The sequence below is a fragment of the Bacteroides sp. K03 genome (assembly GCF_019734355.1).
Taxonomy (GTDB): domain Bacteria; phylum Bacteroidota; class Bacteroidia; order Bacteroidales; family Bacteroidaceae; genus Bacteroides; species Bacteroides nordii.
The window spans coordinates 1-20,897 of sequence record NZ_JAASHC010000036.1 but is presented as its reverse complement, the minus strand read 5'-3'; the positions used below and the strand labels follow the sequence as shown (position 1 = coordinate 20,897).

The window sequence follows — 20,897 nt, the reverse complement described above, 5'->3', positions numbered from 1 at the left end:
AGTTGAAAGTTATGGAGTTGTAAAGTTATAGAGTTGGGAGCTCTTCACTGACCATTGTCAACTTTCAATTTTTAACTAAATAAGACCTTCAATTAAGAAGTACTATGTAACGTAACAGCGCAGCCAATTTTCAACTCCCTACTTTCAACTAAACAAGCTCTCTTTTCGGGAATAATAGCCAGCTAAACAGGTAATATAGCCATTTCCTCAAATACCGTAACACTCTATCTTTGCATCATGAGATCAAAAAACAAAAGGAAAACTGAATGCGTTATGAGAAAGAGTTTACTAATTATAATCATCATGCTGATTTCTAACACGATATTGGCACAAAACGGAGGAAGAGTTATGAATAAGTCTTATAAAAGCCAGTTCGGCGTATCCGAAACAATGATGCGTACAGAACAGATATTAAAAACCATGGATATCCCTGTATTTGCCAAATTCGATCATGAGAAGAATGCAGAAGAAGCAGGGCTGCAACTCCTCCCAAATCAGGTCATTGTTTTCGGTTCACCCAAAGTAGGTACTGTACTCATGCAAGAAAATCCGGCTATATCAATCGAATTACCACTAAAGATATCAGTATGGGAAGATAAGGATAGAAACGTATGGCTCAGTATTCCACTAATAAAGCAAATAGCAGCCAACTACGGAATGGAGGACCACCCTGTAATTGGTAAAATGCAGGAATTACTGGAGAAGATAGCATCCCAGTCAGTAAATGCCCGCTGACAAGAGATAAAGTATCTATCGCTATAAAAAAGGTCAGCGTTGGGTCAGAATCTCTGCAAAGCTATTGAGATGCCGCTCGTCTGTGCCACAACAGCCTCCGCAAATTTTTAACGGGAAATCCCAAAGTAACGTCATCAATCTGTCGGCCAGCTCATCAGGAGAAGAAGATTCCAGATCGGTACGCCCTTCCAATTCTTCGGGAGTTAATGTAGAAGCATTAGCCTGAAGCCCCTGAAAGCGTTCACGCACCAGAGGAGTATCATTATGCGAATGTGACAAAGCCTGGTGCAGCACATCGGGATGTACACAGTTTGCCATATAGCAAAGTGGACGGGTGGTTGCCTCTTTATCTATTGTATCAATAGCATCATGGATAAAACTTCCATCCAACAACCGTCCGTCACGACGAATCATAAAGCTGATGATATAGGGCAATCCGGTTGCTGCCATTGCATTGGCCATACCAATGGTCTCGGTGAGTTGAGGCATAATGCCTGCAAACAAATAGTCGGCACCTGCCTCAGCCAGGGCACGAACGGTGGGATAATGGAATTGTGTTGCTTCTTCTACCGAGAGATGGTAGCGTCCATCATAAGCGTCGCCCCGGCAACCGGCCAGGCCACCAATATAGACGGGAGTAGAAGCTGTATCGCGAAGTTCCGAAAGAAAGGCAACGTTGTCCCGCAATATATCCCGGTTTCGGTAAACCGAACCGGAGATTCTTTCTGCATTAGCTCTGCGGGTAGGTGTCATCAGCATCAAGGGCAACTGATACCGGGCGGCAATGTCAATATATTGCTTATAAATGCCTGCCAGGACTTCACGGTAAGAAGTATTATAGATCAAAGCTGCATGGATAAGATCTTCATCCAAAGGGATATGAAATTCACGACGCAAACGCTCTACAACGGCTCCTTCAGTAAGAATATAAGGAGAAGTCCGATAAGTGCCGACAAAAGACAACTGATTCATGTAAGGTAAGTTTTTAGGTTTTTACTTCGTATTCGCCAACAAATATAGGGTTTATTCTCACAGTCCGGTTGTCCGTTCTTGCTAAATTCACATCCCTTTATAATCTTTCAGAAAACCTTCCATTAACCATTTCGCCAATGCTTGCCGGTTGGAAGGAATAACCAATCGTCTTTGGTCAAGTGTGTTCTGGATATTACCCAGTTCTACAAATACAGATACAGGGGTTGTATGGGCCAATACATATAAATTCCGTCCGCTCACTGTTCCGGAGAAACCACGGTTTGGTTGGTGTTTTCCGTACTTCGACTCAAAAGTATCTTTCATATTATTCGCCAATCGTTTACTATCAGCTTTGCGGTTGGAGTGGTAGAAAAACACATCCGTCTGCGTTCCTTTACTACGGCTATCTACATGAATAAAAATGGCACGGCAATACTTATAGTTTTTACGGTCATTGCGATACAGGGCATTTATTTTGTCACATCGCTGTTGCAGACGTTGCACCTGATTCAAGGGAATGGGATCGCCCATACAAGTCTCCCGTTTACTGTTAGAGAGGTAAGCATCGTCACGGATTCCGTCTTTGGCATCCTGAATAATGATATGTACTTCTGCTCCTTCCTGCATCAGGTTACGTGCCAGACGCAGAGCAATATCATAGGCATATTCATCCTCGTGAAGTTCGTGCTTCCCCACCCTGCCAATGGCTCCGGGATCAGGTCCGCCATGCCCGCTGACCACATAAAAGCAGGCACCGGCCAAGCGATTGGAGGTAACTTTTGTGTTTGCCAGCAATTTTCCGAAGAGAGGTTCATTGATTTCTGTCCGCCGTGCAAGTTTGGGTTTATCCTGCGTCTCAACGGTTTTTCCGGCAGGAGCAGACTTAGCCGTAGCAGCAGATACAGAACTTTTTGCAGGAGGAATCAGATAGATAACTCCCATTTTAAGTGTTTTATCTTTTCCTAATTTAGCTTTGTTCAACTCAACAAAATCATCATAGTACTTCTTGGGAGCACGATTGTGGCGCAGTAGGAAAGACGAAATTCCCTCACCAGCTTTCGGAGTAGCTTTCTGCTGCGCCCACATATCCGGGGCAACAAACAGGAAAGAGATAAACAGAAAAAGACAGAGGAGACGATTCATATTTAATTGAAAATTATTTAATTGACAGTTATTCAGTTGACAATTGACAGTTGACAGTTGACAGTTGACAATTGACAGTGGGCTGCGCGGATACAGAGTTATGTGTTCAATGTCAATAGGTAACCGTTCGTTGAACAATTGCCAACTGGATAACTGTCAATTGTCAACTGTCAACTGTCAATTGAATAACTGTCAATTAAATAATTGTCAACTGTCAATTGAATAACTCCGCAAAGATAACCTTTTAAACCAATTATTTTCTCTACTTTTGCGTCGATATAACTTTTTTAAGGCAATAAATCTGAAAACCCAATAACAATTATGGCAAAACAATTCAAACCCGAAACCCTGTGTGTACAAGCAGGATGGACTCCTAAAAAGGGTGAGCCGCGCGTGCTGCCCATCTATCAGAGTACTACTTTCAAATATGAAACCAGTGAGCAGATGGCCCGTTTGTTTGATCTTGAGGATAGTGGTTATTTCTACACCCGCCTGCAAAATCCTACCAACGACGCCGTAGCTGCCAAAATTGCTGCACTCGAAGGAGGTGTAGCTGCTATGCTGACTTCCAGCGGGCAGGCAGCCAATTTTTATGCCATATTCAACATTTGCCAGGCAGGCGATCATTTTGTTTGTTCATCGGCCATCTACGGTGGTACATTCAACCTGTTCGGAGTGACGATGAAGAAGTTAGGTATTGATGTTACTTTTGTCAGCCCCGATGCCAGTGAGGAAGAAATCTCCGCGGCTTTCCGCCCTAACACCAAGGCACTGTTTGGCGAAACAATCTCCAATCCGTCTCTCGAAGTACTGGACATCGAAAAGTTTGCCCGCATCGCTCATAGCAATGGCGTTCCGTTGATTGTAGACAATACATTCCCTACTCCTATCAACTGCCGCCCGTTTGAGTGGGGAGCAGACATCGTGGTACACTCTACTACCAAATACATGGATGGACATGCCACCAGCGTAGGCGGCTGTATCGTAGACAGTGGTAATTTCGACTGGGATGCCCATGCTGATAAGTTCCCCGGACTTTGCACACCGGATGAGTCTTACCATGGACTGACTTACACAACCTCTTTCGGTAAAATGGCATATATAACCAAAGCCACTGCCCAACTGATGCGTGACTTAGGTAGTATCCAAAGCCCGCAGAATGCTTTCCTATTGAATTTAGGACTGGAAACGTTGCATCTCCGCATGCCTCAGCATTGTGGCAACGCACAGAAGGTGGCCGAATATCTTGCTAAGAATGACAAAGTAGCCTGGGTGAACTATTGCGGTCTTCCGGGAAACAAATACTACGAACTGGCCCAGAAATATATGCCGAACGGTTCCTGCGGCGTTATCTCTTTCGGACTGAAAGGCGGACGCGAAGTATCTATCAAATTCATGGATTCACTGCAACTGGCTGCTATCGTGACTCATGTGGCAGACGCCCGTACATGTGTACTGCATCCTGCCAGCCACACACACCGTCAACTGACTGATGAGCAGCTCATGGAAGCAGGTGTACGCCCGGACTTGATCCGCTTCTCGGTGGGTATAGAAAGTGCCGAAGACATTATTGCAGATATTGAACAGGCGCTGAACGCATAAGCCCATACATTACAATCTTATATAAAGAAAGAGACACGAAGCCAATTTGCTTCGTGTCTCTTTCTTTATAAGAGTAACCATTCATCAAAGTGATATTTTTGTATGATGTAAAGCAATATTACCACACCCATAGAATAGAGAAGATAAAAAGCCTATCCTACAACAAATTGATAATCAAAGACTTTACAAGTACATTTTCTCCCCGGAGCCGAACAGCCTCTTCCCCGGAGCCGAGCAACGTCCTCCCCGGAGCCGGGCAATACGTATGGCTTGCGGAAGGAAGGACATGTAAAACAATCTAACTCTTCATTCCGAGTAGTTGGTTACTGAGTTCAAAGCCATACAAAAATGAGCAAAACTCACCACAGAGTAGCACAGAGTTCCACAGAGTATTATTTATCTGATAAAACGCGGATTAACACAGATAAACACAGATTAAAAGACTGTAGTTATTTATCTTGGATTTGTTTCCCTTTGCGAAAATCTGCGTTAATTCTGCGTTTCAAGAAAGATTCAAAACTCCGTGCCCTCTGCGTACTCTGTGGTGAAATGCCATACAGAAATAAACACCTCATCCTGTCTTCGTTATCGGCAAACATTCATCAATATAGCGGATATCATCCACTTTAAAAAAACCTCGTAACAACGAATAAGCAAGTAACCGTTGCGTGGCATAGGAAGCGCCACGCAAACAGTTCTCATAAAGGATAGTGAGTATTTCTATCGCCAAACGGTCGGGATTAACATCAGCTACCAACACCCCGCAAGCCTTGCAAAGATTCAGCGCATCGGCCAGTTGCTGCAACCAGAAAGTCTTTTCACGTTCCAACATAGGTTGATAGTCGGGATCTCCTGCCAGATCAGACAACAATGTACTACCCTGACAATGTATCAGCGATGTATAAGCATCCATCGTACGGAAAAGAATCTCAGTACAGGAATACTCTTCTTGTTTCTGCCCGGTAAGCAACCGGTTGTGTTTCTCGGCAGCAAACTCTGCCAGGCAAATACGTACCAGGCAGACTTTGCTGGGAAAAAGCTGATAAAGCGTCCGTTTGGACATGCCCATGCCCTGAGCAATAATATCCATAGTCAAACGACTGACGCCGTGCAGAATCATCTCCTGCTTGGTATAATCAATTATTCGGCGACGAACAGTTTCGGGTTTCATTCCATTCCTCCTCTTCTTACATTCTTCCGCCACCAAGGGCCTGATACAATGTAATAACTCCCTGAATTTCAGTAAAACGGTTGGCTACCTGAGAAAGTTGTGCATTGAGCAATGTCTGCTGGGCAGTCAATACTTCCAGATACGTGGTATTGCCATGCTTCATCAACAAACGGGTGCTTCGGGCGGCATTTTCCAGTGAGGCAACCTGTTTAGTGAAATACTCCGATTTGTCACGGGCTGTCTGATATTGTACCAGTGCATTGTTAACCTCGCTACCTGCATTGAGCAACGTCTGTTCAAAGCTGAGACGTGCCTCCTCCTGCTGTGCCTTCGCTATTTTGAGCTGGGCGATATTCTGTCCCCGGTTGAACAACGGCTGCGTCAACGACGCAACTGCCGTAGCAATGAACTTGCCCGGATTGACAATCAGAGCACCTGCCGAGTTAGTCCATCCGGCACTACCACTCAACGTGATAGAGGGATAGAAAGCAGAACGCGCACTATTGGTTGTATAAAAAGCCTGTGCCAAAGCCTGTTCTGCACTGCGCACATCGGGACGGTTGGCAAGCATCTGAAGAGGTACACCAACGAAGAGGTCTTCGGGCAATTGCTGCCCTTCAAGCTTGCCGCGCCGAATGTTCTGAGGAACATCAAACAGCAACAGGGAAAGGGCATTCTCCACTTGATTGATCTGCTCTTTCAAATCAAGCAGCGATGTACGGATATTATAATAGGTAGCTTCGGTCTGCGCCAACCCTGCTTCGGTCACCATACCGGCTGCTTTCATAGCACGGGTAGCAGTCACACTCTCCGCCCAGGCAGCCTCGGTGGCTGTAGATATTTCAAGCTGGGCATCGAGCATCAGCAGGGTATAATAATTGTTGGCTACGGCCGACACCAGTTGGGTCTGCACAGCCTGTTCATACTCCCGGCTTTGAGCAAGAACCGCCTTTGCCCGGCGCTTGGCGTTGGTGATACGTCCGAAGAGATCAATCTCCCAGCTTGCAGAAACAGGCAATGTGTACGTCTGCGTAGCTTTCGCACCATCAAAACTACTCACCGTGCCTTGCGGAGAAAGAGAGAAAGAAGGCAGATAGGATAAACGGGCAGAAAGCAATGTAGCCTCAGCCTCTTTCACACGCAAATGGGCGGTTTGCAAATCAGTATTGCACACCAGGGCAGAGTCAATGAGCATCTGCAAGTGCGGGTCTGTAAATACCTTACGCCAGGAGAGATTTCCCAGATTGGCGGTATCGGTAGCGGACACAAGCGTATCAGTAGCCCCATAAAGCCCTTCGGGAACCTCCGTAGCAGGTTTGTATTTGGAATAAATGCCGCAACTACTCAGTATAAAAGTCGTTGCCACAGATAATAGAATTATCTTCTTCATATTTCTTTTCTTTTTAATAATTTGGTTAAGGTCATTCCTTACCGGCTTCTTGTTTTTCCCGGTCGCTCTTCACAATCTCTTCCTCAATCTGCCAATCGTGGGTAGGCTGAGGCTGTACCGGACGCAAACGTTCCTGTAACCACTGGAAGGCTATAAAGAGTGAAGGAACAATGAATAGCAACGCCAGTGTACCAACCACCATGCCACCTACCGTACCGGTTCCGAGTGAACGGTTACCATTGGCTCCTACTCCGGAAGCTACCATCAAAGGCAACAGACCGAAAACCATTGTAAGAACCGTCATCAGGATAGGACGGAAACGGGCTTTGGCTGCACTCAGTGCCGAAGCAATCAGTCCCATACCTGCCTTACGGCGCTCGGTTGCATATTCCGTCAGCAAGATCGCTGTCTTTGCCAACAGACCAATCAGCATGATAAGCCCCGTTTGCAAATAGATATTGTTCTCGAGTCCGAACATACGGGCAAAAAGGAAACTTCCCATGAGTCCGCAGGGCACACTCAGAAGTACGGCAAAAGGTACAATGAAACTCTCATAAAGTGCACTCAGGATGAGGTAAATCATGAGGAAACAGATAGCAAATATGATAATTGTAGTGCCACTCTGCTGGTTCTCTTCACGAGTGATACCTCCATAATCATAACCATAGCCTTTGGGCAATGAAGTGGCGGCAGTTTCCTGCACGGCACGAATTGCGTCACCGGTACTGTAACCTTCAGCAGGCATCGCATTTACCGCAATAGAGTTGTACATATTGAAGCGGCTCAGTGATTCGGCACCATACACGCGTGTCAATGTTACAAACTGGCTCAGCGGAGCCATTTCCCCATTCGCCATACGCACAAAAGTATTGTTCAGTGAAGTCTCATCCAGACGATATTCAGGATCGGCCTGTATCATTACCTTATATACTTTTGAGAACCGGTTGAAGTTGGACACATATTGCCCGCCATAATATCCCGACAAAGTGCTGAGTACCTGATCCGGCGTAATACCTGCACGTTTACATCTGGAAGCATCTACTTCTACCGACCATTGCGGATAACCTACATCAAATGTAGAATATGCCATTGCTATCTCAGGACGCTGGTTCAAAGCACCCAGATATTGCTGTGTGGTCTGGAAGAAAGTGTTTACATCACCTCCCTGTTTGTCCTGCATATGCAGTTCGAGTGCATTACCCATACCGTAACCCGGAATCATACCCGGAGAAATGGCAAATACTGTAGCATCCTTGATATCCGCCGTACAGCCATATACCCGACCGATAACAGCCTGTACATTATCTTCCTTGCCGGGGCGTTCGTCCCAGGGTTTCAACTTCAGAATCAGCATACCGAATGAACTTCCCTGCCCGGATAACAATCCGTAACCTGCCACCTTCTGCACATGTGCCACCTGCGGGATATCTTCCAGACGCTTCTCGATACGTTCAATGACCGTATTCGTAGTCTTGAGTGAACTACCGGCAGCAGTACTGACATTCACAAACACCACTCCCTGGTCTTCATCCGGTACCAACCCTGTCTTCGTGGTATTCATGAAGAACAGAAGCAAAGCCATCGAACAAGCCAGCAAAGACCATGTAAGCCATCTGCGTTTGATGAAAAACAATACGATGCCTTTATATTTATCTACCACCACATCAAAAGCTGCATTAAATGCACGGCGGAAACGGGAAGCAAAATTATTCTTCTGTGTTCCGTCCTCATTAATATAAGGTTTCAGCAACAGTGCACAAAGCGCCGGACTCAGCGTGAGGGCGTTGATAGCGGAAATACCCACAGCAACCGCCATTGTCAATCCGAATTGCGTATAGAAGGTTCCGGAGGTACCTCCCATAAAAGATACCGGAATAAATACCGCCATAAATACCAGTGAGGAAGTAATTACCGCATTACTGATACCTTTCATTGCATCTATACTTGCCATATAAGAAGATTTATACCCCACATCAAACCGGGCTTGCACCGCCTCGACCACCACAATGGCATCATCTACCACCGTACCGATGACCAATACCAAAGCAAACAGCGTGATCAGGTTGATACTGAAACCCGCCAGTGCCATAAAGGCAAACGTACCGATCAAAGAAACAATAATACCTACCAACGGAATCAGCGTGGAACGAATGTCCTGCAAGAAGACATACACCACCAGGATTACCAGAATAATAGCTTCAATCAGCGTCTTGACTACCTCATAAATAGAAGCATACAAGAAGTCATTGGAACTCATCAGCTGTGTAAGCTCTACCCCTTTCGGCAAATCTTTCCGGGCTTCCTCCAGAAATTTATCAATGTTATTGTTCACTTCGGTAGCATTAGAACCGGCTGTCTGAAATATCATGCAGGAAATACCATTATGTCCATCGGTAGTACCTTTGTAGGCATAGCTTTCCTGTCCCAATTCAAGGTCGGCAATATCTTTTAGTTTCAGTACTTCGCCGTCGTCCGTGGAGCGGATTACAATTTCACCAAACTCTTCGGGAGTAATGAGACGGCCTTTATACTTCATGGTATACTGGTAGGTTTCGTCGGAGTTCTCACCGAATGATCCGGTAGCCGATTCAATGTTCTGTTCGGCAAGTACAGAGGTTACATCACCCGGAATGAGTTTGTACTGTGCCATCACATCCGGTTTCATCCATACACGCAAGCTATATTCGCCGCCCATAATCATCATATCTCCTACTCCGGAGATACGGAGAATTTCAGGTTTCAGATTGATACTGATATAGTTGGAAAGGAAAGTCTCATCGTAAGAATCGTCTGGGCTATACAAAGAGAACATCTGCAAGATACTGGTCTGCCGCTTGGAGGTAGTAACTCCTACCTGGGTCACTTCCGCCGGAAGCTGGCCTGTAGCCTTAGAAACACGGTTCTGCACGTTTACTGCCGCCATGTCAGGATCGGTACCCTGTTTGAAGTAAACAGTGATGGAAACCGTACCGGCATTGGTAGCCGAAGAGGTCATGTAAGTCATATCTTCCACACCATTAATTGCTTCTTCCAGCGGAGAAATCACACTCTTTTGCAAAGTCTCTGCGCTGGCACCAAAATAACTGGTACTCACCATAATGGTGGGAGGAGCAATATCAGGATATTGTTCGACGGGCAACGTGAACAGTCCGATGATCCCGACAACGACAATCGTTATAGAGATGACAGCCGATAGAACCGGCCGTTCAATGAAAGTTCTTAAGTTCATTATTTTGTCTTTATTTCATTAATTACTTTGATGTGCCATGCAATGCGTCTTTCGGTTGAATTGGGGTACCCTCACGAAGTAATCCTACTCCTTCTGCTACAATCACCTCACCAGACTCTAACCCACTATCTACGATATATTCTTTCCCACCGTTCACACGGGTCACCTGCACGGGAGCCGATTGCGCCTTGCCGTCTACTACCTTATATACAAATACCTTATCCTGAATTTCATATGTAGCTGCCTGAGGAATAACAATAGCTCCTGATTTCTGCACAGGTACAATCACATTACCGGCACCACCGCTATGAAGCAACCCTCCCTCATTCGGGAATACGGCACGCAGACTAACAGTTCCCGTACTACGATCAATCACCCCACTAATCGTCTCAATTCTTCCCTTTTCCGAATAAGCAGATTTGTCGTTCAACAATAAATCAATAGCCGGCATCTGTTTCAGTGCCTCCTCTTTCGAACCATACTGCCTGATCAATCCTAACAACTGATTTTCGGTCATAGAGAAGTAAACATACATATCCGAATTGTCAGAAACGGTAGTCAACGCTTCCGGCAGGCTGGCACTAACCAACGCTCCTACACGATAAGGCAAAGTTCCCACAACTCCATCGGCAGGACTTTTCACTACCGTATAAGAAAGGTTATTACGGGCATTCACCTCCTGGGCCTTCACCTGTGCCAATTGTGCTTTGGCTGCCAGCAATGAGTTCTTTGCCGTGCTAAGATCGAATTCGGAAACTACATTCTGTCTGTAGAGTTCCTGCTTGCTGTCATACGTCAATTGTGCCGTTGCCAGTGTAGCCTTTGCTGCTTCCACATTGGCCAAAGCCGTCTGTAAAGCCGCTTCATAAGGCACCTGGTCTATGATAAACAATGCCTGCCCATTCTTTACCCGCTGACCTTCTGTGACACATACTTTAGTCAACGTACCACTCACTTGCGGATAAATCTCAATATCCTGCCGACCGCGAATTGTCGCCGAATATGTACTGAACAATACCCGGTCGGACGGTGATGCCGTCATCACCTCATATCCGCTTTCCATTTGTACTTGTGGTGCCTGCTTGCATCCTGCAACAGCCAAACAACATGATAGCATCACAATGTGCTTCATTCTACATACCTTTTTGCTCATAATACCCATTTAATTAATGTTCTCTACTATACAGTTGATCCTTCAACTGGTTGACTTATCTATTTTGTCGCGGCAAAGGTAGAACGTTTTCCTTGCAGAAAACTTTTCATACCATCCACAGTTTTGTTCATTTTCGGAACAACATATCTCTATTTTCAGTTAAAACTCCTATATTTGCCAGTGAAATAAAGAACAAAGTATGGAATATAAAAACCCGCTCACCGTCTCTCTGGAAAGATCTTTCATAGCCGGGACAGGCGATCTTGCTGCTTTTCACAACCGTTTGAACAAACTCGATTGCGCTGTCATTTTATTCTGTCGCAGCGGTTGGGCACAAATTACTATCGACCTTCGGAAATATGAGATAGTAAAAAACACCCAGATTGTTTTATTACCCGGAACCGTAATCAGCCTGGACGGAAAAAGTGATGACTTCAACCTTTCTTTTTTCGCTTCCTATGGCGAAATGTTTCGGGAAGCCTGTCTGCGGCTCGACCCGCCCTTCTTTCATTTTCTGAAAGAAAACCCTTGCTATACGCTCCCCGAAGATGCAACCAGAAGTATAAATGGGCTTATGGATGCCACTTCCGCCATCTACATTGACTACGAAAACCGTTTTCGTAATCAGATAGCCCGTAATCATTTGCAAAGTTTTCTACTTGATATTTACGATAAAACATACCGTTACTTTACTAAAAGTGAGATTGAAGGCAGCAATCGCCAGGATGAGATATTTGGTAAATTCGTTGCCATGGTACATGAACATTGCAGCTCACAGCGTGATGTAACCTTCTATGCCAACAAGCTTTGCATCTCTACCAAATACCTGACAGGAATCTGCCGGAGTGTGACAGGCAACTCTGCTAAAAAAATAATTGATAACTTCGCCATACTGGAAATAAAAGTATTACTCCAATCTTCTAAATTGAACATCCAGGAAATAGCCGATAAATTGGGATTTCCGGATCAGTCTTATTTGGGCAGGTACTTCAAACGGCATGAGGGAATGTCTCCGGCGGAATACCGGAATGGGAAAGGAAAATAAAGAGTTAGATAAATAGCTTCCATTCTAAACGGATAGTAGTTTCCATTTAGAATGGAAACTATTTTGCATTTACAATGGAAACCTTTATATTTGCCTGTATCTAAATGCAATATGTTATGATACAAAAAGATTTTCTACAGGAGATAATCCGCCAACAAAAAGAGATGCTGCAAATTAAAGAGAAAGGAATGCTTCGGAATGAGTTAAAGACTTTACCGGATATTGACAACTATGCTCTCATTGTATCTGGTGTTCGAAGATGTGGAAAGAGTACCCTTCTACATCAATTATTAAAACAGAAACACACAGAAGCTTTATATATTAACTTTGACGATCCACGATTATATGATTTTGAAATATCTGATTTCCAGAAGTTGGATATGATCATAGCAGAAGCAGGAAATCAAGTCTTGATGTTTGATGAGATACAAGTAGTTACAGGTTGGGAACGTTATGTCCGCCAAAAGTTAGACGAAAGTTTTAAGGTTTTCGTTACTGGTTCCAATGCATCTTTATTAAGTAAAGAGCTGGGAACCAGTTTAACAGGAAGACACTTAACTATAGAACTATTCCCTTTCTCATATGACGAATTTTGTCGTTTTAAAGATTTTGATCATAACGAAGATTCTATTAAAGAGTATATGCGTTTAGGTGGATTTCCTGAATACTTAAAAGCTCCTTTTGAAGAAATATTGGCAAATCTACTTGATGATATACTCATACGGGACATTTCTGTGCGATATGGTATAAAAGATACACGCGGATTAAAACGTTTAATGGTTTATCTGCTTTCAAACATAGGTAATCTGACATCTGCAAACAAGCTGAAGGAACCTTCCGGCATTAGCTCTACTACTACAATCCTGGAATATATTTCTCATCTGGAACAAAGTTATTTAATAAATTTAGTCCCCATGTTTGATTATTCATTAAAGAAACAAACGGTCAATCCTAAAAAAATCTATGCAATCGACATGGGGTTAGTAGCAGCTAACGTCAATAAAATAAAAGGAGAAGAAGGACATAAGTTAGAAAACATGGTTTATAACGCTTTACGATTAAAATATAAAGAAATATATTATCATAAAGGAAAAGGTGAATGTGACTTTATCACCATAGAAAAAGGAGCCATTACACAAGCTATTCAGGTTTGCCTGAAACTTGACATAGATAATCAGACACGTGAATTCAATGGACTAATAGATGCCATGAAAACATATCACCTCAATGAGGGTTACATCGTAACATTAAATCAGGAAGACGTTTTTCAAATAGAAGACCTGACTATTAAAGTCGTTTCAAGTTATAACTTTTTATAAGAATAAAACGCAGATTAACCATCGCTTGGCGTATCTCCCCGTGCGGGAAGCACTCTTAGCTAAACAAAAAGCAGCACTGAGTGTTAGTAGCAAAAATATCCACCTAACTAAACACTTTAACTATGATTAAATTAAAACTTGGTGTATTGCTTGCTATGCTGATAGCTTCTACCACCGCCTTTGCCGGCTATGCTCCTGCCCAAGTACAGGCAGCTTTAAAAAAGATGTACCCCACTGCCAAAGATATTGCCTGGTCACAGGATGACGGTTATTATTGTGCCGACTTCATGATGAACGGCCTTGAAAAGAATGTATGGTTCAATGCCCAGGCACAATGGGCCATGACCCAGACAGAACTGGTAAGTGTAGACCGCCTCTCTCCTGCCGTATACAATGCTTTTGCCGCCAGCGACTATGCGGACGGAATTGTTGAAGATGTCACCTACGTTGAATTCCCCAAATGGGAACCCATTATTGTTATTAAAGTGGGAAAAGCCAATATAGATATGAAATACCAGCTGTTTTATACCCCCAACGGTCAATTGTTGCGTACCCGGGATGTGAGCAATATGTATGATATACTGGGTCCGGGAACTTTCCTGTAAATTAAAGAACGAAGAATAAAAAATAAAAGACAGAGTATGAAGGTCGGAAAATGAATTAGAATATATATACGTAAAAGGCACAAAAGGAGGTACTATTTCTCTCTTTTTGTGCCTTTTTGTTATTAATTTAATAGAATTTATAACAGATAGACTACAGTTTCTAACTTTTATTCCTACATTTGCAGACAAATGATAACCTTTATAAAAACGCAGTATCATGGCTAAAATAACAAAAGAGGCCGCTTTGCTCTATCATTCACAGGGCAAACCCGGTAAAATTGAGGTAGTTCCTACCAAACCCTATAGTACACAAACCGACTTATCGCTTGCTTACTCTCCCGGTGTGGCAGAACCATGCCTCGAAATCGAAAAGAACCCGCAGGATGCATATAAATATACAGCCAAAGGAAACCTGGTAGCTGTAATCTCCAACGGTACAGCCGTACTCGGTCTGGGCGATATAGGTGCACTAAGTGGCAAACCGGTAATGGAAGGTAAGGGACTATTATTTAAAATCTATGCAGGTATCGATGTGTTCGATATTGAAGTAGACGAAAAAGACCCGGACAAGTTCATCGAAGCTGTAAAAGCAATTGCACCGACTTTTGGCGGCATCAACCTGGAGGATATCAAAGCGCCGGAGTGTTTTGAAATAGAACGCCGGTTAAAAGAAGAACTCGACATTCCTGTCATGCACGACGACCAGCACGGAACGGCTATTATCTCCAGCGCCGGACTGATCAATGCCCTGCAAGTAGCCGGAAAGAAAATTGAGAATGTGAAAATCGTTGTAAACGGTGCAGGTGCTTCTGCCGTATCGTGTACAAAACTATACGTATCACTCGGTGCACGCCTCGAAAACATCGTAATGGTGGATAGCAAAGGCGTTATCAGCAAAGCCCGTACCGACCTGAACGAACAGAAGAGATATTTTGCCACAGACCGTACCGACATTCATACACTGGCAGAAGCCATCAAAGGAGCAGATGTATTCCTCGGCCTGTCAAAAGGAAATGTACTTTCACAAGATATGGTACGCAGCATGGCTGCCTCTCCTATTGTGTTTGCACTTGCCAACCCGACGCCGGAGATTTCTTATGAAGATGCTATGGCTGCCCGCCCCGATGTATTAATGGCAACCGGACGTTCGGACTATCCGAACCAGATCAACAATGTGATTGGTTTCCCTTATATCTTCCGTGGTGCACTGGATACACAGGCCAAAGCCATTAACGAAGAAATGAAAATCGCTGCCGTACATGCTATTGCCAACCTGGCAAAACAACCCGTGCCCGATGTAGTAAACGAAGCTTACCATGTAAACAACTTCACCTTCGGACCGGAATATTTCATTCCGAAACCGGTAGACCCTCGTCTGATTACAGAAGTATCCATCGCTGTGGCCCGTGCTGCCATGGAAAGTGGTGTAGCCCGCAAAAATATCGAGGATTGGGACGCTTACAGAACGCATCTTCGCGAACTCATGGGACAAGAGTCACAGCTCACCCGCCAGCTTTATGATACGGCCCGCCGTAATCCGCAACGCGTCGTATTTGCCGAAGGTGGCCACCCCAATATGTTGAAAGCTGCCGTTGAAGCAAAAGCAGAAGGTATCTGCCATCCTATTATATTAGGTAACGAAGAACGTATCGAGAAACTGGCACATGAACTTGACCTGAGCCTGGAAGGTATCGAAATTGTCAACCTGCGCCACGACCGCGAAACAGAACGCCGCGAACGCTATGCAAAGATACTGGCAGAAAAGCGTGCCCGCGAAGGTGCTACGTATGACGAAGCAACAGATAAAATGTTTGAGCGTAACTACTTTGGTATGATGATGGTGGAAACCGGAGATGCAGACGCCTTTATCACCGGATTGTATACCAAATATAGCAATACAATCAAAGTAGCCAAAGAAGTAATCGGAATCCGTCCCGAATACAACCACTTCGGAACGATGCACATCCTGAATTCCAAGAAGGGAACCTACTTCCTGGCCGACACTTTGATCAACCGTCATCCGGATGCCTCAACCCTGATAGATATTGCGAAACTGGCAGATCAGACAGTGAGGTTCTTTAATCACACTCCGGTTATCGCTATGCTGAGCTACTCTAACTTTGGTTCCGATCAGGCAGGTAGTCCGCTGAAAGTACACGAGGCTGTAACATATATGCAGAAAGAGTACCCGGAACTGGCTATTGATGGTGAAATGCAAGTAAACTTCGCCATGAATCGCGAACTTCGTGATGCTAAATACCCGTTCACCCGCCTCAATGGTAAGGATGTCAATACACTGGTATTCCCCAACCTCAGTTCTGCCAACTCCGGTTACAAACTGATCCAGGCAATGACTCCGGATACAGAACTGATTGGCCCTATCCAGATGGGATTGAACAAGCCTATCCACTTTACCGATATCGAAAGCTCCGTGCGCGATATTGTAAATATCACAGCCGTAGCGGTTATCGATGCGATTGTTGACAAGAAAAAAGCAGGGATATGAAACGCCCGTTATCCAAATCACAAATAGTTTGCATCATTCTGCTTTGGGTAGCGCTTTGTTACATAGTATTAGTATACGCCGAGCGTATTGACGGTCCAACAATACTTATGCTTATCATTTCGGCAGCATTAGTGTTCATTCCTGTCTACAAATCGCTCAAAAAGAATAAATAATATCTTTTTATTCCATATTTGCGGCATAAAATATCAAAATTGATATTTTATGCCGTTTTTCTTTATAAAATGTTTGCAAGTTCAATTTTTATGTTTACTTTTGCAACACCAAAAAGAGAGAAACAAGACAAAAGATAGTAAGACAGGTGATTTCCCTGCCAACTTGTTCTCATCATTCATTTGTCAACTTATAAACTCAACTAATAAAAAGAAAAAGAATTATGAATGCAGCTAAGGTATTAGAAGATTTGAAGAGAAGGTTTCCCAATGAACCGGAGTATCATCAGGCAGTAGAAGAAGTTCTTGCTACTATTGAAGAAGAATACAACAAACATCCTGAATTCGACAAAGCCAACCTGATTGAGCGTCTTTGCATTCCCGACAGAGTGTATCAATTCCGTGTAACTTGGGTAGACGATAAAGGTAATGTGCAGACCAACATGGGTTACCGTGTTCAGCACAACAACGCTATCGGCCCGTACAAAGGCGGTATCCGTTTCCATGCTTCAGTAAACCTTAGTATTCTTAAATTCCTTGCCTTCGAGCAAACATTCAAAAACTCACTGACTACATTGCCGATGGGTGGTGGTAAAGGTGGTTCTGATTTCTCTCCACGCGGAAAGTCAAACGCCGAAGTAATGCGTTTCGTACAGGCTTTCATGCTGGAATTGTGGCGTCACATCGGTCCTGAGACCGACGTACCGGCAGGTGACATCGGTGTAGGTGGCCGCGAAGTAGGTTTCATGTTCGGCATGTACAAGAAACTGGCTCACGAATTCACAGGAACATTCACAGGTAAAGGCCGCGAATTTGGTGGTTCACTGATTCGCCCGGAAGCTACCGGTTATGGTAACATCTACTTCCTGATGGAAATGCTGAAAAGGCAGGGTACCGATCTGAAAGGCAAAGTTTGTCTTATCTCAGGTTCTGGTAACGTAGCTCAGTATACAGCAGAAAAAGTATTGGAACTGGGTGGTAAAGTAGTTACGATGTCCGACTCTGATGGTTACATTTACGATCCGGACGGTATCGACCGCGCAAAATTGGATTACATCATGGAACTGAAGAACCTCTACCGTGGCCGTATCCGCGAATATGCCGAAACTTACGGTTGCAAATATGTAGAAGGAGCTAAACCTTGGGGTGAAAAATGCGATATCGCTCTGCCTTCTGCAACACAGAATGAGTTGAATGGTGACCATGCCCGTCAGTTGGTTGCAAACGGATGTATCGCAGTCAGCGAAGGTGCAAACATGCCTTCTACTCCGGAAGCTATCAAAGTATTCCAGGATGCAAAAATCCTGTATGCTCCGGGTAAAGCTGCCAATGCCGGTGGTGTATCCGTATCCGGCCTGGAAATGACTCAGAACTCTATCAAACTGAGTTGGAGCTCTGAAGAAGTAGATGAAAAACTGAAGAGCATCATGAAGAATATCCACGAAGCTTGTGTACAATACGGTACTGAAGCCGATGGTTATGTAAACTATGTGAAAGGTGCTAACGTAGCCGGATTCATGAAGGTTGCCAAAGCAATGATGGCTCAGGGTATATTATAATCAGCAACCCTTTTTTAAAAAGCTATAGTTAATATGAAAAGCCGCTTCTTTACGAGGGAGCGGCTTTTTCATGTTATAAATTACATCTATTGTTATGTACCACTACATATATTGTTATGCAACGTCACAACTATTGTTATTCATCATTAGATGTAGAAGCCTCAGCCCTTCTCTTCATCCGGAAGGAGGAAATTAACTTCTTTATTTTTGGCTATCCACTCTATCCGCCTGCTTGTTTCATTTAACAGATCCGCAATATCCTCTTCATCAAAACTCTTCGGGAGTATTATAGGCACCCTTTTGACATCTTTATCTCCTTCAAAAACAATAATTTTAACTTCATCCGAAGTATCACAGGAGATGATAGCATCATACTCTTTCAATAAGTTAGCCAGTTTTCTTAATAACGTAGACTCTTTAGTTGTCAATAACTTAATCATTTCACCTCCTATTTTAATCATTCTTGAATTTACAAATTAAATGTAAAAAAACTACACCAGCAAATATAAATACATTCAATTTATTTCATTTTGAGCAAAGTGACATTCATTTTATTCATTCTATTCGTTTTTTTCGTATATTTGCTTCGGATGAAACTTTTTGCTGATAGTAATTGTTGAAAAACTAAAAAAACATGGAAACAGAAGAATTACAGAACCTGAATGTCCATCATGGACATAATATAAGACGCACCCGCATTGAAAAAGGGATCAAACAGGATGCCATGTCTGAGCTTGTACATCTGTCACAACCGGCTATTTCGAGATACGAAAGAACCAAAACGATTGATGATGAAATACTGCAAAGATTTGCCAGAGCACTGAATGTACCGGTAGAATATCTGAAAACGCTGGAAGAAGATGCGCCATCAGTGGTATTTGAAAGTATAACAAATGATGTACATGATAATAAAGAGGGAGTAACTGTTCCGACAGGTTATTCAAATAATCTAAAAAATGCTTTTAATCCTATCGACAAAATCACCGAACTTTATGAACGCTTACTAAAAGAGAAAGATGAAAAATACGCCGCGCTTGAGCAACGTATTCAAAATCTGGAAAAGCAGAAGTAAGTTATAGATGCACTACCCGTTAGCCGGATTAATTTTATACTGAATAATAACGAATCAAACTCACATAAAGATGATGGTGCAGTCTATATATTATCTGCAAGATGTGCTTAGGTCTTCTAAAGAGTAAAAATATGAACTTTGAATCTTTAGTTAATCACATCGGTGCCATTCAGAATACCTTGCAAGCACAAGCTGCACATTCTGTAAATCTTGCACTAACTTCCCGCAATTGGTTAATGGGATGCTACATTGTTGAGTTTGAACAGCATGGCGAAGACCGTGCAACCTACGGTGAGCAACTTTTAAAGAATTTAGAAAAGCGATTAAACACCAAAGGGTTAAATGAGCGTAGATTCCGGGAATTCAGACGTTTGTATCTAATTTATCCGCAATTAAAAGAAGAAGTCTTAGGATATGTTATGTCAAACCCGGAAATCCGTTGGTCACTGACTACAGAATTCGCTACCCCAATTCGGCAGATGGCATCCGCCAAATATGAAAATGAGATTCGGCGGATGACATCCGCCGAATTGATGGATATACATAAATGGATGATTCCAGCTGATAAGCTATTCAATAAACTTACTTACTCTAACCTGTCTTTAATATCAGCTATTGACAATCCCGTCAAACGTGCTTTTTATGAAATGGAAACAATTCGTAGATAAATGCCATGTAATAGTGGAATTGAAAATTGACAAATTCCACCATGAATATGCATCCCAGCTGAATATGTATCTCAACTACTTCAAAGCAGAAATAATGCAACCTGATGATAACCCTCCAATTGGTATCTTATTGTGCACGGAAAAAGGAGACACTTTAGTCCGTTATGCAACAGCAGGTTTAGACCCCAATATTTTTGTGCAAAAATACAAAGTCCAGCTACCTAGTGAAGAAGAGATTAAAGATTTCATTTCCAAAGGTATCTAAAGTCGTATATAACCTATATACCAATAACAACCAATAGAAATTGCCTGCATTCTTATAGATGCACTACCCGTTAGCCGGATTAATTTTATACTGAATAATAACGAATCAAACTACTATAGAATTCGTAATTCAGCAAGTTAGAATCACACCTATAACAATCTGATAATCAACACTTACAAGAATGTACACTTTTGTATAATAAGAATGTACATTCTTGTGGTTCTTCTTCAATTTAGTTGAACCGTGTTTGATAAGTCACTTTTGCAAAGTAGGCTCTATGGGATTCAAAATCA

General features: G+C 43.3%; 15 protein-coding genes and 2 pseudogenes. 10 read left to right on the top strand and 7 right to left on the bottom strand.

Annotation, left to right across the window (positions count from 1 at the left end):
- Positions 1-357: 357 nt before the first annotated feature.
- Positions 358-735 (top strand): annotated as a pseudogene (locus HCG69_RS18145) (DUF302 domain-containing protein); the annotation flags it as partial.
- Positions 736-768: 33 nt separating this feature from the next.
- Here HCG69_RS18145 and HCG69_RS18140 read toward each other — a convergent pair.
- Positions 769-1,707 carry a homocysteine S-methyltransferase family protein gene (locus HCG69_RS18140; protein ID WP_221651186.1) on the bottom strand — a complete coding sequence of 313 codons (939 nt, stop codon included), beginning with the start codon at positions 1,705-1,707 and terminating at the stop codon, positions 769-771.
- An 87-nt stretch (positions 1,708-1,794) separates the two neighbouring features.
- Positions 1,795-2,850, bottom strand: coding sequence for an N-acetylmuramoyl-L-alanine amidase (locus HCG69_RS18135; RefSeq protein WP_221651185.1), 1,056 nt, complete (start codon positions 2,848-2,850; stop codon positions 1,795-1,797).
- 321 nt (positions 2,851-3,171) lie between these two features.
- Between HCG69_RS18135 and HCG69_RS18130 the strand changes: the two genes are divergently transcribed.
- Positions 3,172-4,452, top strand: coding sequence for an O-acetylhomoserine aminocarboxypropyltransferase/cysteine synthase family protein (locus HCG69_RS18130; RefSeq protein WP_221651184.1), 1,281 nt, complete (start codon positions 3,172-3,174; stop codon positions 4,450-4,452).
- Positions 4,453-5,023: 571 nt separating this feature from the next.
- Here HCG69_RS18130 and HCG69_RS18125 read toward each other — a convergent pair.
- Genes HCG69_RS18125 through HCG69_RS18110 form a run of 4 tightly spaced genes read right to left on the bottom strand, consistent with a single transcriptional unit; the run spans position 5,024 to position 11,395 of the window.
- Positions 5,024-5,623 (bottom strand): TetR/AcrR family transcriptional regulator, encoded by a 600-nt coding sequence (locus tag HCG69_RS18125; protein WP_221651183.1) that lies wholly within the window; start codon positions 5,621-5,623, stop codon positions 5,024-5,026.
- A gap of 16 nt (positions 5,624-5,639) precedes the next feature.
- Complete coding sequence (locus HCG69_RS18120; protein WP_221651182.1) at positions 5,640-7,013, bottom strand: TolC family protein; 1,374 nt, start codon at positions 7,011-7,013, stop codon at positions 5,640-5,642.
- A gap of 31 nt (positions 7,014-7,044) precedes the next feature.
- Entirely contained in the window at positions 7,045-10,242 is a 3,198-nt protein-coding gene (locus tag HCG69_RS18115; protein ID WP_221651181.1) for an efflux RND transporter permease subunit, read from the bottom strand.
- Positions 10,243-10,264: 22 nt separating this feature from the next.
- A complete protein-coding gene (locus HCG69_RS18110; RefSeq protein WP_221651180.1) occupies positions 10,265-11,395 on the bottom strand; it encodes an efflux RND transporter periplasmic adaptor subunit in 1,131 nt (376 codons plus the stop codon).
- Between the two features lie 199 nt (positions 11,396-11,594).
- Between HCG69_RS18110 and HCG69_RS18105 the strand changes: the two genes are divergently transcribed.
- The 6 genes from HCG69_RS18105 to HCG69_RS18080 all read left to right on the top strand — a co-directional run bounded on the left by HCG69_RS18105 (position 11,595) and on the right by HCG69_RS18080 (position 18,599).
- Positions 11,595-12,440, top strand: a complete 846-nt coding sequence (locus HCG69_RS18105) for an AraC family transcriptional regulator (RefSeq protein ID WP_221651179.1) — start codon at positions 11,595-11,597, stop codon at positions 12,438-12,440.
- A gap of 116 nt (positions 12,441-12,556) precedes the next feature.
- Positions 12,557-13,759, top strand: a complete 1,203-nt coding sequence (locus HCG69_RS18100) for an ATP-binding protein (protein ID WP_221651178.1) — start codon at positions 12,557-12,559, stop codon at positions 13,757-13,759.
- A gap of 122 nt (positions 13,760-13,881) precedes the next feature.
- A complete protein-coding gene (locus HCG69_RS18095; RefSeq protein WP_221651177.1) occupies positions 13,882-14,364 on the top strand; it encodes a PepSY-like domain-containing protein in 483 nt (160 codons plus the stop codon).
- 217 nt (positions 14,365-14,581) lie between these two features.
- Positions 14,582-16,870 (top strand): NADP-dependent malic enzyme, encoded by a 2,289-nt coding sequence (locus tag HCG69_RS18090; protein WP_221651176.1) that lies wholly within the window; start codon positions 14,582-14,584, stop codon positions 16,868-16,870.
- Complete coding sequence (locus HCG69_RS18085; protein ID WP_002562412.1) at positions 16,867-17,043, top strand: hypothetical protein; 177 nt, start codon at positions 16,867-16,869, stop codon at positions 17,041-17,043. Before HCG69_RS18090 ends, HCG69_RS18085 begins: the two co-directional genes overlap by 4 nt.
- A 221-nt stretch (positions 17,044-17,264) precedes the next feature.
- Positions 17,265-18,599, top strand: coding sequence for an NADP-specific glutamate dehydrogenase (locus HCG69_RS18080; protein ID WP_221651175.1), 1,335 nt, complete (start codon positions 17,265-17,267; stop codon positions 18,597-18,599).
- 161 nt (positions 18,600-18,760) lie between these two features.
- Here the strand turns inward: HCG69_RS18080 and HCG69_RS18075 are convergent, their stop codons facing one another.
- Positions 18,761-19,039, bottom strand: coding sequence for a hypothetical protein (locus HCG69_RS18075; RefSeq protein WP_255586233.1), 279 nt, complete (start codon positions 19,037-19,039; stop codon positions 18,761-18,763).
- Between the two features lie 194 nt (positions 19,040-19,233).
- On the opposite strand from HCG69_RS18075, the gene HCG69_RS18070 reads away from it, so the two are divergent.
- Both HCG69_RS18070 and HCG69_RS18065 read left to right on the top strand, forming a co-directional pair.
- Positions 19,234-19,671, top strand: a complete 438-nt coding sequence (locus tag HCG69_RS18070; protein ID WP_221651173.1) for a helix-turn-helix domain-containing protein — start codon at positions 19,234-19,236, stop codon at positions 19,669-19,671.
- A gap of 131 nt (positions 19,672-19,802) precedes the next feature.
- Positions 19,803-20,604: pseudogene (locus HCG69_RS18065) on the top strand (PDDEXK nuclease domain-containing protein).
- Positions 20,605-20,897 lie beyond the last annotated feature (293 nt).

Excerpts from the sequence above, each read along its gene's own strand:
- HCG69_RS18140 (WP_221651186.1), bottom strand. The coding sequence starts at position 1,707 with ATGAATCAGTTGTCTTTTGTCGGCACTTATCGGACTTCTCCTTATATT.
- HCG69_RS18110 (WP_221651180.1), bottom strand. The coding sequence starts at position 11,395 with ATGAGCAAAAAGGTATGTAGAATGAAGCACATTGTGATGCTATCATGT.
- HCG69_RS18085 (WP_002562412.1), top strand. The coding sequence starts at position 16,867 with ATGAAACGCCCGTTATCCAAATCACAAATAGTTTGCATCATTCTGCTT.
- HCG69_RS18115 (WP_221651181.1), bottom strand. The coding sequence starts at position 10,242 with ATGAACTTAAGAACTTTCATTGAACGGCCGGTTCTATCGGCTGTCATC.
- HCG69_RS18080 (WP_221651175.1), top strand. The coding sequence starts at position 17,265 with ATGAATGCAGCTAAGGTATTAGAAGATTTGAAGAGAAGGTTTCCCAAT.
- HCG69_RS18090 (WP_221651176.1), top strand. The coding sequence starts at position 14,582 with ATGGCTAAAATAACAAAAGAGGCCGCTTTGCTCTATCATTCACAGGGC.
- HCG69_RS18125 (WP_221651183.1), bottom strand. The coding sequence starts at position 5,623 with ATGAAACCCGAAACTGTTCGTCGCCGAATAATTGATTATACCAAGCAG.
- HCG69_RS18075 (WP_255586233.1), bottom strand. The coding sequence starts at position 19,039 with ATGATTAAGTTATTGACAACTAAAGAGTCTACGTTATTAAGAAAACTG.
- HCG69_RS18100 (WP_221651178.1), top strand. The coding sequence starts at position 12,557 with ATGATACAAAAAGATTTTCTACAGGAGATAATCCGCCAACAAAAAGAG.
- HCG69_RS18130 (WP_221651184.1), top strand. The coding sequence starts at position 3,172 with ATGGCAAAACAATTCAAACCCGAAACCCTGTGTGTACAAGCAGGATGG.
- HCG69_RS18135 (WP_221651185.1), bottom strand. The coding sequence starts at position 2,850 with ATGAATCGTCTCCTCTGTCTTTTTCTGTTTATCTCTTTCCTGTTTGTT.
- HCG69_RS18105 (WP_221651179.1), top strand. The coding sequence starts at position 11,595 with ATGGAATATAAAAACCCGCTCACCGTCTCTCTGGAAAGATCTTTCATA.
- HCG69_RS18095 (WP_221651177.1), top strand. The coding sequence starts at position 13,882 with ATGATTAAATTAAAACTTGGTGTATTGCTTGCTATGCTGATAGCTTCT.
- HCG69_RS18070 (WP_221651173.1), top strand. The coding sequence starts at position 19,234 with ATGGAAACAGAAGAATTACAGAACCTGAATGTCCATCATGGACATAAT.
- HCG69_RS18120 (WP_221651182.1), bottom strand. The coding sequence starts at position 7,013 with ATGAAGAAGATAATTCTATTATCTGTGGCAACGACTTTTATACTGAGT.